Genomic DNA, 13,631 nt, shown 5'->3' on the forward strand with positions numbered 1-13,631 from the left:
TGATCTCAGGCAAGGCCCGGAAACAGCGCGCGCAGGCTCGCCACCAGCATCTCCATGGCGATGGCGGCGAGCACCATGCCCATCAGCCGCCGCGTGACCGTCATCACGGTCGGCGAAAGCACGCGCCCGATCCACGGCGCCGCGATCAGCGCCGCGCCGAGCACGGCGATGAAGCCGGCCATGCCGGCCCCGAGCGCGACCAGGCGGGCCGTGCCGGCCGCCTGATGGGCGTAGACGATGAGCGCCGAGATGGTGCCCGGACCGAGCAGGATGGGTATCGCCAGCGGGTAGAAGGCGACATTGGCGGCGCTGGCGAACTGCGCCCTTTCCGACGGCGAGCCGCCATGGGTGGCGCTCTCCTGCCCGTGCAGCATGGACAGGGCGATCAGCAGCACGATCAGCCCGCCGGCCAGGCGGAAATGATTCACGTCGAGCCCGAAGAAGGCGAGGATCGCCTCCCCCGCCACGGCCGAGACGAAGCAGCCGGTCGCCACCGTCGCGGTGACCAGGATCGCGGTGCGGCGCTGCTCGGCCTCCCCCATGCCGCCGGTCAGCGACAGGAAGATCGGCAGGTTGGCCACCGGGTTCATGATGGCAAACAGGGCGGCAAAGACCTTTGCCGCGAAGGCGACGTCCATGGAGGCTCCGAGGCGTTCCGGCTCACGCTGGGTGAGCAAAGCCCAGCGCCCCGCCGCTGTCCACGCGACGAAGCGGCGCCGGGCAGCGCCCAATCCGCGCAGGGGCAGCAAGGCAGGGGCAGACGCGGGGCGGCGGTCGAGAGGCGGCCCGCGGCGCATGGCTGGCCCGCCGCGCCGGCTCTTGCGCGCGCGGGCGCTCCATGGCACGAGCCGGGCCATGCAAGAACACGCTGCCCCGCACGCCGCCCCATCTGCCGCCCCGCCGATCGTCCCCGGCTTCGCCGAGCTCGCGCCGCGCTATGATGTCGTGCTCTGCGACATCTGGGGCGTGCTGCATAATGGCGTCCTGGGTTCCGCCCCGGCGAGCGATGCCTTGCGGCGCGCCCGCGCGGCCGGCGCGACGGTGATCCTCGTCTCCAACGCGCCGCGCCCGGCCGATGTGGTGGCGCAGATCCTCGACGGCTTCGACGTGCCGCGCGACGCCTATGACGCGATCGTCACCTCCGGCATGGTGACCATGGCGCTGCTCGCCGAGCGGCCCGGCGCCAGGATGTGGCATCTCGGCCCGGAGCGCGATCTCGGCATTTATGACGGGCTCGACCTCGTCCAGACCGGCCTCGACGGCGCCGATCTGATCGTCTGTACCGGCCTGTTCGACGACACCACCGAGACCCCGGCCGATTATGCCGACACGCTGAAAAGCGCGAAGGCGCGCAATCTGCCCTTCATCTGCGCCAATCCCGACATTGTGGTGGAGCGTGGCGGCGACCTCATCTGGTGCGCCGGGGCCATCGCCGAGGCCTATGCCGAGCTTGGCGGCGAGGTGGTGTTCTGCGGCAAGCCGCACCGGCCGATCTACGAGACCGCTTTTGCCACCGCCACCCGCCTGCGCGGCGCGGCGCCCGACAAGGCGCGGATGATCGCCATTGGCGACGCGCTGCGCACCGATCTTGCCGGCGCGCTCGGCTTCGGCATCGACTGCCTGTTCGTTGCCGCCGGCATCCATGCCGGCGAGCTGGGGCTGGAGCATGGGGCGCAGGTCGACCCCGCCGCACTCGCCCGCCTCATGGCCGACGGGCCGGGACAGCCGGCGGCGGTGACGACGCGGCTTTCGTGGTGATTGACGCCCATGCGGCGCGGGACCACTAAAGAGGCTCCTGATCCTTCGTGCCGGTCGACATGACTCACGCTGCCGCCTCATCCCATCCGTTCCGCATCCTGCGCGAGGCCGGTCCGCTGCCCGTGGAACTGGCCCGCCCGGTAATCGCCATCGGCAATTTCGACGGCGTGCATCGCGGCCATCGCGCGGTCATCGGCACCGCCATCGACCAGGCCCGCTCGCTTGGCCGGCCGGCGCTGGCGCTGACCTTCGAGCCGCATCCGCGCGCCTTCTTCCGGCCCGAGGAGCCGATGTTCCGGCTCACCCCGGACCCGATGAAGCTGCGCCGGCTGGCCGAGACCGGGCTCGACGGCGCGGTGGTGCTGCCCTTCGACGCCGCGCTCGCCGGGCTGGAGGCGGAGGCCTTCGTCGCCGACCTGCTGGTCGGGCGGCTCGGCGTCTCCATGGTGGTGGCGGGCTATGATTTCCATTTCGGCAAGGGCCGGGGCGGCTCGCCGATCTATCTGCGCGAGGCCGGCAAGCGCCACGGCTTCCCGGTCGAGATCGTGCCGCCGCTGCTCGACGAGGGGGCGCAGATTTCCTCCAGCGTGATCCGCGCCGCGCTGGCGCAGGGCCGGGTCGAACAGGCCACCCACATGCTGGGCGCGCCCTGGGCGGTCGAGGCCGAGGTGATCCATGGCGACAAGCGCGGGCGCGAGCTCGGCTACCCCACCGCCAATATGCGGCTCGACCCGGCGGTGACGCTGGCCCACGGCATCTATGCGGTGACGGTCGATATTGACGGCATCGCTCATAAGGGCGTGGCGAGCTTCGGCCGCCGCCCGACCTTCGACGACGGCGCCCCCCGGCTGGAGAGCTTCATCTTCGATTTCACCGGCGATCTCTATGGCCGGGTGCTGACCGTCGCCTTCCACGCCTATCTGCGCCCCGAGCTGAAATTCGACAGCATCGACGCGCTGATCGCGCAGATGGACATCGACAGCGCCCGCGCCCGGGCGGCGCTCGCCTAAAGTTCGGCGCTGCCGGGAAGCCCGGCGGCCAGCGCATCAAGCGCGACGCGCAGCTTCAGCGGCATGTGCGGACCCGCCGGCCAGAGCGCCTGCGTGGAGAAGATGCGGGCGGGCAGCGCCTTGAGCAGCGGCACCAGTGCGCCGGCAGTCACCCGATCCCGGATCAGCCAGCAGGGCAGCCAGGCGAGACCATGCCCGGCGGTCGCGGCATCCGCGATGGCTTCCAGATCGTCGAAGCGCAGCCGGCTCGGCGGCGTGGCCGTCAGCGGCGGGCCGTCCGCCTGCGGGAACTCCCAGGGCTTCACCCCGCCGTCCACCGCATAGACGATGGCGGCATGGTCCTTGAGATCGGCGAGGTCCGCCGGGGTGCCATGGACATCTAGATAGGCCGGCGCGGCGCAGACCACCATGCGCTGCTGCCCGAGGGTCCGGGTGGTCAGCCCGGTGCCGTGGAGCGCGCCCGGCGCGCCGTTGCGGATGGCGAGGTCGTAGCCATCCGCCAGCACATCGACCACCGCATCGGAAAAATGCACGTCGATGGTGAGGCGGGGGTGGCGCGCCACCAGGTCGGCCAGGATCGGCGCGACGCAGCGGCGGCCGAACAGCAGGGGGGCGGTGACACGCAGCCGCCCGACCGCCGCGTGCCGGCCGGAATCGAGCGCGGTTCGCGCCACCCGCAGCTCGTCCAGCGCGCGCAGGCAGTGCTGGTAATAGAGCTGCCCATCCTCGGTGAGCGTCTGGCTGCGCGTGGTGCGGTGGAACAGCCGGAGCTGCAGCCGCGCCTCCAGTCGCGCCACCGTCTTGGCCACCGCCGAGCGCGTGAGGCCGCGCCGCCCGGCCGCCGCCGAGAAGCTGCCGGATTCGACGACCGCGACGAAGACGTCGATGCCCGCCAGCACCTCGCTCATGAAGGTCTCCCATTGGCGCCAGATGATCGCCAAAGTCGGGAAATTCTATCGCAACTGGATCGTAAATCTCAACGCTAGGCTCGTCGTCAGTTCAAGCTTTGTGGAGACCGACGATGGTGGATGAGATGGATTCGCGCGGGGAAACGGCAGAGGCGGGTCTCATGCGCCGCTGGGAGATGGACGGCTTCGGCCGTGACCGGCTGGAACTCCAGCAGGTGCCGGTGCCGCAGCCGGGCCCCGGCGAGGTGCTGGTGAAGATGGCCGCCGTGTCGCTCAACTACCGCGACCAGCTGATCATCGCCGACGGCATGGGCGCGCCGCTCGATTTCCCCTTCACGCCGGCCTCCGACCTTGCCGGGACGGTGACGGCGCTCGGCACCGGCGCCCGCCGCTTCGCCCCCGGCGAGCGGGTCATCTCCACCTTCTTCCCCGGCTGGATCGACGGTCTGCCGGAGGGTGATTCGGCCCATCCGCCCTATCAGTCACTGGGCGGCGCTTATCCCGGCGTGCTGGCGGATTATGTGGCGCTGCCCGAGGACTGGCTGGTGCGGGCACCCGACACGCTGGCGCTGGACGAGGCGAGCACGCTGTCCTGCGCCGGGCTCACCGCCTGGTTCGGGCTGGTCGAGCGCGGCGGGCTGAAGGCGGGCGACACCGTGCTGGTGGAAGGCACGGGCGGCGTCGCGCTGGCCGGGCTCGCCATCGCCCGCGCGCAGGGCGCCCGCACCATCGTGGTCTCCGGCAGCGCCGCCAAGCTGGAACGCGCGCGGGCGCTGGGCGCCGCCATCGGCATCGACCGCACGCAGGGCGACTGGGTGCAGGCGGTGCGGGCGGCCACAGGCGGACGCGGCGCCGACCATATCCTCGCGCTTGCCGGCGGGGCGACGCTCGGCCGGGCGGTGGAGGTGGCGGCGATTGGCGGGCGGATAGCGCAGATCGGCATCATCGAGGGCTTCGAGGCCAGCCTGCCGCTCGGCCCGCTGATGCTGAAGCAGATCACTCTCAACGGCATCGGCGTCGGTCACCGCCGGGCGCTGGAGGATCTGGTGCGGGCGGTGGACATATCCGGGATCAAGCCGGTGATCGACGCCCATTACTCGCTCGCCGCGCTGCCGGCCGCGCTCGACCATCTCGATCGCGGCGCCTTCGGCAAGATCGTGATGACGCCCGACTAGCGGTCGAGGGGCTCATAGGGGCTGACAGCGAGCCGCACCGCCGCGCCGTCAGCCCCGTTCCCTTTGCGCCGCCCCATCCCGCCCTTGCACCGCTTCGGCGCTGCGCTTAAACCGGGCGGCGAGTGAAGGAGCGCGTCATGACGAGCCGCAACAGCGATGGGCGCACCCCGAAGGGTGCCACCGAGGGTGCCGCGACAGAGGCCGGCGAAGGCGGGGCGCAGGGGCACGATTATTCGTCGACCCTGTTCCTGCCGCAGACCGACTTCCCCATGCGCGCCGGCCTGCCGCAGCGCGAGCCGGAACTGCTGGCCCGCTGGGAGCGGATCGACCTCTATGGCCAGCAGCGCCGCGCGGGCGCCGGGAAGCCGCGCTTCGTGCTGCATGACGGCCCGCCCTACGCCAATGGCAACATCCATATCGGCCACGCGCTGAACAAGATCCTGAAGGACGTCGTGGTGCGCTCGCAGGGCGCGCTCGGCCATGACTCCAACTATGTGCCGGGCTGGGACTGCCACGGCCTGCCGATCGAGTGGAAGATCGAGGAACAGTACCGCGCCAAGGGCAAAAACAAGGACGAGGTGCCGGTCGTCGAGTTCCGCCAGGAATGCCGCGCTTTCGCGCAGGGCTGGATCGACATCCAGCGCGCCGAGTTCAAGCGGCTCGGCGTCGAGGGCGACTGGTCGCACCCCTATGTGACCATGAGCTATGACGCGGAAGCGCAGATCGCCCGCGAGATCATCAAATTCGCCGAGAACGGCCTGCTCTATCGCGGCTCCAAGCCCGTCATGTGGTCGGTGGTCGAGCGCACCGCGCTGGCCGAGGCGGAGGTCGAGTATCACGACCACCAGTCGACCACGATCTTCGTGAAATTCCCGGTTACCGGCTATCGCGAGCGCGTCGTGGCGAGCGGCGGGCTGCAGGCACCCGATCAGGCGGATGACATCCACCTGTTCCCCTCCTATGAGGGCGCCTCCGTCGTCATCTGGACCACCACGCCCTGGACCATCCCCGGCAACCGCGCCATCGCCTTCTCCAAGGACGTGACCTACGCGGTCTATGAGGTGACGGAAGCCGCCGCCGACAACTGGGCCAAGGTGGGCGAGCATTTCATCCTCGCCGACAAGCTGGCGGCGGATGTGTTCAAGGCCGCCCGCGTCACCGCCTTCGAGCGGCGCCGGGAGGTCGACCCGACCCATCTGGTCTGCGCCCATCCGCTCAGCGGGACGGAGGGTGTCGGCGGCTATTACGACTTCCCGGTGCCGGTGGTGCCCGGCGATTTCGTCACCGACGACACTGGCACCGGCTTCGTGCATATCGCGCCGGGCCATGGCGCCGACGACTTCAATCTCTACATCGCCGAGAAGCTCGGCGAGGTCCCGCACACGGTCGGCCCGGACGGGCGCTATTACGAGCACGTGCCGCTGTTCGCCGGCGCCCGCGTCATGGACGACAAGGGCAAGGACGGCGACGCCAATGACGCGGTGATCAAGGCGCTGCTCGCCGCCGACCGGCTGATCGCGCGCGGCCGGCTGAAGCACCAGTACCCGCATAGCTGGCGCTCCAAGGCGCCGATCATCTTCCGCAACACGCCGCAATGGTTCATCGCGATGGACAAGGACATTGCGGCGACCGACGGCTCGTCCACCGAGGGCGACACGCTGCGCGCCCGCGCGCTGGGCGGCATCGCCGGGGTGCAATGGGTGCCGGCAGCCGGGCGCAACCGCATCAACGGCATGATCGAGAACCGCCCGGACTGGGTGGTCTCGCGCCAGCGCGCCTGGGGCGTGCCGATCGCCGTCTTCGTGCGCGACAAGGGCGACGGCACGGTCGAAATCCTCAAGGACGAGAGGGTCAATGCCCGCATCGCCGCGGCTTTCGCCAGCGAGGGCGCGGATGCCTGGTACCAGGAAGGCGCGGCGCAGCGTTTCCTCGGCACCGATTACAGCGCCAATGAATGGCACAAGGTCGACGACATTCTCGACGTGTGGTTCGATTCCGGCTCCACCCACGCCTTCACGCTGGAAGTGCGCGAGGACCTCAAGGCCGACCGCGCCTTCTCGGGCGGGCCGGACCGGGTGATGTATCTGGAAGGTTCGGACCAGCATCGCGGCTGGTTCCATTCCTCGCTGCTGGAAAGCTGCGGCACGCGCGGGCGCCCGCCCTATGACGTGGTGCTGACCCATGGCTTCGTGCTCGACGAGCAGGGCCGCAAAATGTCGAAATCGGTCGGCAATGTCGTCGCCCCGCAGGAGGTCATCAAATCCTCCGGCGCCGACATCCTGCGCCTGTGGGTCTGCGCCTCCGACTATTCGGACGATCTGCGCATCGGCCCGGAAATCCTCAAGACCACGGTCGAGACCTACCGCAAGCTGCGCAACACGCTGCGCTGGCTTTTGGGCTCGCTGCACCATTACCGCGAGGCCGAGCGCATCGCGCTGGCCGAGATGCCGGCGCTGGAGCGCATGGTGCTGCACCGCCTCGCCGAGCTCGACAAGACGGTGCGCGAGGCCTACGCCGCGTTCGATTTCAAGCGCGTGCACGCGGCCCTGTCGGCCTTCATGACGACGGAGCTGTCGGCCTTCTATTTCGACGTGCGCAAGGACGCGCTCTATTGCGACCCAATCTCCTCGGTGACGCGCCGCGCCTGCCTGACCGTGCTGGACGAGGTGTTCAACCGGCTGGTGGTGTGGCTGGCGCCGATCCTGCCCTTCACGGCGGAAGAGACGTGGCTGGCCCGTTTCCCCTCCGAGGCCGGCTCGGTGCATCTCATCGCCTTCCCGGACACCCCGGCGAAGTGGCGCGACGAGACGCTGGCCGATGAATGGCGCAAGATCCGCCAGGTGCGGCGCGTCGTGCTCGGGGCGCTGGAAGTGGAGCGCGCGGCCAAGCGCATCGGCTCCTCGCTAGAGGCGGCGCCGGTGATCCATGTGTCGGACCCGAAGCTGTTCGCGGCGGTGAGCGCGGTCGATCTGGCGGAAGTGTGCATCACCTCCGACGCGCATCTGATGCCGGATGAGGGCCCGGCCGACGCCTTCCGGCTCGACGACGTGCCGGGCGTGGCAGTGGTGCCGGCGCGGGCGCAGGGGCATAAATGCGCCCGCTCCTGGAAGATCTCGCCTCTGGTCGGCACCGATCCCGACTATCCCGACGTGACCCCGCGCGACGCCATGGCGCTGCGCGAGCTGGCCCACGCCCGCCGGGCCGCCGAGTGACGCGCCCGCGATGAAGCTGCCTCTGTCCGGCCCGCTCACCCGCTATGGCAGCGTCTTCGCGCTCGCCGCGCTGATCATCGACCAGGGCTCGAAGCTCGCCGTGCTGCACGGCGTCGATTTTGGGCCGGGCGGCGTCGTCACGGTCGCGCCGTTTCTCGATCTGGTGCGGGCGTGGAACACCGGCATCAGCTACGGCCTGTTCTCACAAGGCGTTGATGGCTGGTGGCTGCTGGGCGGGCTGAAGCTGCTCGCCGCCGTGCTGTTCTGGTTCTGGCTGGCGCGGGTCGACCGCAAGCTGGAAGCCGCCGCGCTCGGCCTGCTGATCGGCGGGGCGCTCGGCAACGCCGTCGACCGCGCGGCCTATGGCGCGGTGTTCGACTTCGTCTCGCTGCATGCCTTCGGCTTCTACTGGTACGTGTTCAACCTGTCCGATGTCGCCATTGTTGCCGGGGTGGGCCTGCTTCTGTATGACTCCTTCCGCGGCGGCGCCGTAAAATCGCCGTCCTGACGTGAGATCTCGCCCGCTGCCCCATCCTGTGGGGCGAGCGCACCGGGCACCGGCCCGGCGAGGCTTCCTCCGATGCCGCAGGAGACGACCGGATGATGAAACGACCTTTCCCGACGCGCGCCCGCCTGATGGCCGGTGCCTTTGGCGCGGCCGTTCTGTTGGCCGCCGCGCCCGCCTTCTCGCAGGAGGAGAATTTCACCGGCCAGCTGCTGACCGGCCTCGGGCTGGTCGCGCCGACGCCGCCTGACATCAATTACCGCGAGCGCGCGCCGCTGGTAGTGCCGCCCTCGGGCGACGTGCTGCCGCCCCCGCGCAGTGGCGACGACATCACCAGCAATCCGGCCTGGCCGAAGGATGAGGACCTCGTCCGCAAGCAGGCCGCCGCGAAGAACGGCAGCTCGCTCGACCCGTTCAGCGACCGTCAGGCGACCCGCACCCTGACGCCCTCGGAAGTCGCCCGTGGCATCAACACGAGTGCGGCGAGCCCGAACGCCCAGGCCATGGCCAAGAACAACGCCTCCCGCGAGGACTGGCTGCGTCCCAGCCAGACCGGTTTCCTCGGCTGGGGCAACAAGCAGGAAAAGCCGCTCGTGTTCGAGGGCGAACCGCCGCGCGAGGCGCTGTTCCAGCCGCCGGAAGGCCTGATGACCCCGGCGCCCGGCGCGGCCTATGGCGTGGTCGCCGAGCGCCCCGAGGACAAGGCGTGGAACCTGCCGGACTGGTTCAGCCGCACGCAGAAGAACAACGACCGCAATTGAGCGCCATCTCCGGCCGCTTGCTCATGAAGCGCCCCGCCGCACCCCGGCGGGGCGTTTTCGTTTGGCCGCTCCCTGGGCCGCTCGTGGCAGCCCCGCGTGGCAACCTTTCGTGGCAACGCCTCACACGGGATTGAACCGGCGGCGCATTCTTGCCGTGCGTTCTGTGGCAGAGTTGTCGCTTCCCTGGCGGACCGGCCCTTCCGGTTTCGCCGGCAACGCTTAAATCGGATACCGTGACCGCACATGCTGTCTGGAAACTCGCCGTCTGGAACCCTGTCGACTGGAAAGCTGATGTCCGCCGTGATGCTGATCGCCGCCTCGCTCGCCTCGAACACGCCGGCCCGCGCGGCCGATGTCGCCGAGTTCACGCTGGATAACGGCATGCAGGTGGTGGTGGTGCCCGACCATCGCGCCCCCGTCGTCACGCATATGGTCTGGTACCGCGTCGGCTCGGCCGACGAGCAGGCGGGCAAGTCCGGCATCGCCCATTTCCTCGAACATCTGATGTTCAAGGGCACGGAAAAGCACCCGGTCGGCGAGTTCTCGCAGGTCGTCGGCAAGCTCGGCGGGCAGGAGAACGCCTTCACCTCGCAGGACTACACCGCCTATTTCCAGCGCGTCGCCAAGGAGCATCTCGGCCGGGTGATGGAATTCGAGGCCGACCGCATGACCGGCCTCGTGCTCACCGACGAGGTGGTGCTGCCCGAGCGCGACGTGGTGCTGGAGGAGCGCCGGATGCGCACCGACAACGACCCCGCCGCGCAGCTGTCCGAGGCGTCGCAGGCGGCGATGTTCGTCAACCACCCCTATGGCCATCCGATCATCGGCTGGGAAGACGAGATCCGCGATCTCAACCGCGAGGACGCGCTGGCCTTCTACAAGCGTTTCTACACGCCCAACAATGCCATCCTCGTGGTCGCCGGCGATGTCGAGCCGGACGAGGTGAAGAAGCTCGCCGACGCCACCTATGGCAAGGTCGAGCGCCGGGCGGAGACCGCGCCGCGCGAGCGGCCGCAGGAGCCGACCCCGCGCGCCGAGCGCCGCCTCGTTCTCGCCGATCCCCGCGTCGGCCAGCCGAGCCTCTCGCGTGCCTATCTCGTGCCGTCCTACCGGATGGACAAGCCGGACAGCGTCGCGCTCGACGTGCTCGCGCAGGTGCTGGGCGGCGGTTCCACCGGCCGGCTCTACCGCACGCTGGTGGTCGACAAGGGCCTCGCCGCCAATGCGGGCGCCTGGTACCAGTCGACCGCGCTCGACGCCACGCGCTTCGGCGTGTCCGTGAGCCCGCGCCCCGCGGTGACGATGGAGGCGCTGGAGACGGCGCTCGACGAGGCTATCGGCACGCTGGCCAAGGACGGGCCGGACGCGGGCGAGCTGGAGCGGGCCAAGACCCGCCTGGTCGCCGAGGCGATCTATGCGCAGGACAATCAGGCGACACTGGCGCGCATCTATGGCGCCGCGCTCACCACCGGCTCCACCGCCGAGGACGTGAAAATCTGGCCGGACATGGTCAAGCAGGTCACGGCCGAGCAGGTGCGCGACGTCGCCCGGCGCTACCTCGTTCCCGCCCGCGCGGTGACCAGCGAGCTGCGCCAGGTGGCGCCGCAGCCGACCAATCCGCAGCCCGCCTCCCAGCCGGAGAAGCGTTCATGAGCGTCGCCGCGACCGGCGCCGCTGGCCGGCTACCGCCCCGTATGGGCGGGCGCTCGCCCGGCCTGTTCCTGAAGACCCGTCTTCCCACGATCCTTGCTCTGGTGCTTGCCGTCATGACCATCGCCCTCGCCCCCGTCACACCGGCCCAGTCGCAGACCACCCGCATTCAGCGCGTGGTCAGCCCGGGCGGCATCGAGGCCTGGCTGGTCCATGACACCACGCTGCCGCTGGTGGCGATGGAGGTCGCCTTCATCGGCGGCGCGGCGCAGGACCCGGCCGACAAGCCCGGCATCGCCAGCCTGATGGCCTCGCTGCTCGACGAGGGCGCCGGCGATCTCGACGCCCGGACCTTCCAGGACCGGATGGCCGAAAAGGCCATCGAGCTGCGTTTCGACGCTTCCCGCGACATGGTGAGCGGCTCGCTGCGCACGCTCTCGGAAAACACCGCGCCAGCCTTCGAGCTGATGCGCCTCGCGGTCACCGCGCCGCGCTTCGACGACGAGGCGGTGGAGCGCATCCGACAGGGCCAGCTCGCGGGCCTGCGCCGCCGGATGAACGATCCCTCGACGCTGGCGAGCCTTGGCTGGTCGGCGACCGCCTTCCCCAACCATCCCTATGGCCGCCCGGTCGCCGGGACGCTGGAGAGCGTGCCGACCATCAGCCGCGCCGACCTTGCCGGCTTTGCCACGCGCACGCTGGCCCGCGACAATCTCAAGATCGCCGTGGTCGGCGACATCGACGCCGCCGCTCTCGGCCCGGCGCTGGACCAGATGTTCGGCGCCCTGCCGGCCAAGGCCCAGCTCACCCCGGTGCCCGATGTGGTGCCGCAGGGGCTCGGCACGACGGTGGTGAAGGAACTCGACGTGCCGCAGACCTCGGTCATCTTCGGCGGCATCGGGCTGATGCGCGACGACCCGGATTTCATTCCCGCCTTCGTGCTCAACCACATGCTCGGCGGCTCGGCCTTCTCCTCGCGCCTGTTCAAGGAAGTGCGCGAGAAGCGCGGCCTTGCCTATTCGGTCTACAGCCATCTCGCCCCGCTCGACCATGCCGCGCTGATCCTCGGCGGCACGGCGACCAAGAACGACCGCACCGCCGAATCGATCGAGCTGATCCGCGCCGAATATCTCAAGCTGCTGACGGATGGCCCGAGCGCGGAGGAGCTGGAGGACGCCAAGAGCTATCTGATCGGCTCCTTCGCGCTGCGCTTCGACAGCTCGGCCAAGGTCGCCTCCCAGCTCCTGCAGATCCAGATCGACAATCTCGGCATCGACTATATCGACCGGCGCAACGCGCTGGTCGCCGCCGTGACGCTGGACGACATCCGGCGCGTGGCCGCCCGGCTGCGCGAGGATCCCGCCCTGCTGTTCTCGCTGGTCGGCAAGCCCACCGGCATTACCCCGACAGCCATCCCCGGCGCGCAGGGCGGCTGATCCCCGGCGCTGGAAGAGACCTCTGGCGCGGTGGCATTTTCCTCCCGCGCAAAGTCTCGCCGCCGCAGGTTCCCCCGGCGCGCAATCGCCTGCTATAAGAACCGCCGGTCGATTGATGTCGATAGGGCCAGACCCGGTGACAGCCGGGGCATGGCCGTCTTACCAGCCTCGCGGGGAGTATGCGTATGCGTGGAGCTGAACTGCTGAACCGGAGCCGCCGCGGGGGCGAGGCTCGGGGTCTTCGGAGTGCCCTGATCCTGCTGCCTCTCGGATTGCTGCTGGCCGGCTGTGCCGGCGCGGGCACGGGCGGTGGCAGCGGCAATGAAGGCCCGATGGGCACCGGCAATGCCGGCGACCAGGGCCTGTTCGGCTCGCAGATCCAGACCACCACCGTCGCCCCGGAGACGCAGGCCAATAATGGTACGCCGGGCGGCGACACTTCCAATTTCTCCTGCCCGCCGGTCGAGGTGCGCGGCGGCGCCGCCGCCTGGCAGGTGACCGATCCCGCCGATGGCGGCGTGCGCTATCAGGCGACGCTGGGCCAGTTCTCCCGCGAATGCCGCTACACGGCGCCCGACATGACCATGCGCGTCGGCATACAGGGCCGCGTGCTGCTCGGCGCCAAGGGCGGGCCGGGGCGCATCAATGTGCCGATCCGCGTCGCCGTGGTGCAGGAAGGGCCGGCCCCCAAGTCGATCTGGACCAAGTTCTATTCCGTCCCGGTCGAGATCGGGCAGAGCGTGCTGCAGGTCGATTTCGGCCTTGTCGCTGACGATATCAGCTTCCCGCGTCCGAGCTATGACGTGCTCGACAAATATGTCGTCTATATCGGCTTCGACCCGCAGGGGGCGAACGAGAAGCCGGTGCGCCCGCGCCCGGCGCAGCAGACCCGCCCGCGCCCCGCTCCCGCCACCAGCGCGGCGCCGGCAACGCCGCGGCCGGCGGCCAGCACCACCCCGCCGCGCACCGCCCCGGCGGCGCAGACCACCCCGGTGCAGAGCGCCCCGGCCACAACCGCGCCCGCGGCGGCGGCGCCGGTTCAGACAGCTCCCGCCCCGGCGGCCACCGCTCCCGCCGCAAGCACTCCCGCTGCCACGGCTCCGGCCGCAAGCGCGCCGGCCGCAAGTGCGCCTGCATCGAGCGGCGACGCGCAGTGGATCGGCGCGCCCGCGCCGTCCGCCGGCACCTTCTCGCAATAGACCTGCTCGCAGTAGGT

The 13,631-nt window shown here is 70.0% G+C and carries 11 protein-coding genes; 9 read left to right on the forward strand and 2 right to left on the reverse strand.

Annotated features, from left to right (window positions below; all coding sequences use genetic code 11):
* Positions 1–5: 5 nt before the first annotated feature.
* Positions 6–638 carry a MarC family protein gene (locus tag KIP89_RS09520; protein WP_213755127.1) on the reverse strand — a complete coding sequence of 211 codons (633 nt, stop codon included), beginning with the start codon at positions 636–638 and terminating at the stop codon, positions 6–8.
* A 217-nt stretch (positions 639–855) separates the two neighbouring features.
* Here KIP89_RS09520 and KIP89_RS09525 point away from each other — a divergent pair, with 217 nt between their 5' ends.
* Together KIP89_RS09525 and KIP89_RS09530 are read left to right on the forward strand one after the other, a co-directional pair.
* Positions 856–1,758, forward strand: a complete 903-nt coding sequence (locus KIP89_RS09525; RefSeq protein ID WP_213755128.1) for a TIGR01459 family HAD-type hydrolase — start codon at positions 856–858, stop codon at positions 1,756–1,758.
* A 59-nt stretch (positions 1,759–1,817) separates the two neighbouring features.
* Complete coding sequence (locus KIP89_RS09530) at positions 1,818–2,768, forward strand: bifunctional riboflavin kinase/FAD synthetase (RefSeq protein ID WP_213755129.1); 951 nt, start codon at positions 1,818–1,820, stop codon at positions 2,766–2,768.
* Here the strand turns inward: KIP89_RS09530 and KIP89_RS09535 are convergent.
* A complete protein-coding gene (locus KIP89_RS09535; RefSeq protein ID WP_213755130.1) occupies positions 2,765–3,676 on the reverse strand; it encodes a LysR family transcriptional regulator in 912 nt (303 codons plus the stop codon). The two genes, KIP89_RS09530 and KIP89_RS09535, sit on opposite strands and share 4 nt — an antisense overlap.
* Positions 3,677–3,789: 113 nt before the next feature.
* Between KIP89_RS09535 and KIP89_RS09540 the strand changes: the two genes are divergently transcribed.
* The 7 genes from KIP89_RS09540 to KIP89_RS09570 all read left to right on the forward strand — a co-directional run bounded on the left by KIP89_RS09540 (position 3,790) and on the right by KIP89_RS09570 (position 13,614).
* A complete protein-coding gene (locus KIP89_RS09540; protein ID WP_250152292.1) occupies positions 3,790–4,851 on the forward strand; it encodes a zinc-dependent alcohol dehydrogenase family protein in 1,062 nt (353 codons plus the stop codon).
* A gap of 137 nt (positions 4,852–4,988) precedes the next feature.
* On the forward strand, positions 4,989–8,063 hold the full coding sequence (gene ileS / locus KIP89_RS09545; RefSeq protein WP_213755131.1) for an isoleucine--tRNA ligase: 3,075 nt from the start codon (positions 4,989–4,991) through the stop codon (positions 8,061–8,063).
* 10 nt (positions 8,064–8,073) lie between these two features.
* On the forward strand, positions 8,074–8,571 hold the full coding sequence (lspA, locus tag KIP89_RS09550) for a signal peptidase II (protein WP_213755132.1): 498 nt from the start codon (positions 8,074–8,076) through the stop codon (positions 8,569–8,571).
* 92 nt (positions 8,572–8,663) lie between these two features.
* Positions 8,664–9,329 carry a hypothetical protein gene (locus KIP89_RS09555; RefSeq protein ID WP_250152293.1) on the forward strand — a complete coding sequence of 222 codons (666 nt, stop codon included), beginning with the start codon at positions 8,664–8,666 and terminating at the stop codon, positions 9,327–9,329.
* 291 nt (positions 9,330–9,620) lie between these two features.
* A complete protein-coding gene (locus KIP89_RS09560; protein WP_213755133.1) occupies positions 9,621–10,982 on the forward strand; it encodes a M16 family metallopeptidase in 1,362 nt (453 codons plus the stop codon).
* Positions 10,979–12,415 (forward strand): M16 family metallopeptidase, encoded by a 1,437-nt coding sequence (locus KIP89_RS09565; protein ID WP_250152294.1) that lies wholly within the window; start codon positions 10,979–10,981, stop codon positions 12,413–12,415. Before KIP89_RS09560 ends, KIP89_RS09565 begins: the two co-directional genes overlap by 4 nt.
* Before the next feature lie 185 nt (positions 12,416–12,600).
* Entirely contained in the window at positions 12,601–13,614 is a 1,014-nt protein-coding gene (locus tag KIP89_RS09570; RefSeq protein WP_213755134.1) for a hypothetical protein, read from the forward strand.
* Positions 13,615–13,631 lie beyond the last annotated feature (17 nt).

It is taken from the genome of Ancylobacter radicis (assembly GCF_018449475.1).
In the GTDB taxonomy this organism is placed as follows: domain Bacteria; phylum Pseudomonadota; class Alphaproteobacteria; order Rhizobiales; family Xanthobacteraceae; genus Ancylobacter; species Ancylobacter radicis.

Bases quoted from the DNA above. Each gene is read 5' to 3' on its own strand.
- KIP89_RS09520 (WP_213755127.1), bottom strand. From the start codon at position 638: ATGGACGTCGCCTTCGCGGCAAAGGTCTTTGCCGCCCTGTTTGCCATC.
- KIP89_RS09525 (WP_213755128.1), top strand. From the start codon at position 856: ATGCAAGAACACGCTGCCCCGCACGCCGCCCCATCTGCCGCCCCGCCG.
- KIP89_RS09530 (WP_213755129.1), top strand. From the start codon at position 1,818: ATGACTCACGCTGCCGCCTCATCCCATCCGTTCCGCATCCTGCGCGAG.
- KIP89_RS09535 (WP_213755130.1), bottom strand. From the start codon at position 3,676: ATGAGCGAGGTGCTGGCGGGCATCGACGTCTTCGTCGCGGTCGTCGAA.
- KIP89_RS09540 (WP_250152292.1), top strand. From the start codon at position 3,790: ATGGTGGATGAGATGGATTCGCGCGGGGAAACGGCAGAGGCGGGTCTC.
- ileS (WP_213755131.1), top strand. From the start codon at position 4,989: ATGACGAGCCGCAACAGCGATGGGCGCACCCCGAAGGGTGCCACCGAG.
- lspA (WP_213755132.1), top strand. From the start codon at position 8,074: ATGAAGCTGCCTCTGTCCGGCCCGCTCACCCGCTATGGCAGCGTCTTC.
- KIP89_RS09555 (WP_250152293.1), top strand. From the start codon at position 8,664: ATGATGAAACGACCTTTCCCGACGCGCGCCCGCCTGATGGCCGGTGCC.
- KIP89_RS09560 (WP_213755133.1), top strand. From the start codon at position 9,621: ATGTCCGCCGTGATGCTGATCGCCGCCTCGCTCGCCTCGAACACGCCG.
- KIP89_RS09565 (WP_250152294.1), top strand. From the start codon at position 10,979: ATGAGCGTCGCCGCGACCGGCGCCGCTGGCCGGCTACCGCCCCGTATG.
- KIP89_RS09570 (WP_213755134.1), top strand. From the start codon at position 12,601: ATGCGTGGAGCTGAACTGCTGAACCGGAGCCGCCGCGGGGGCGAGGCT.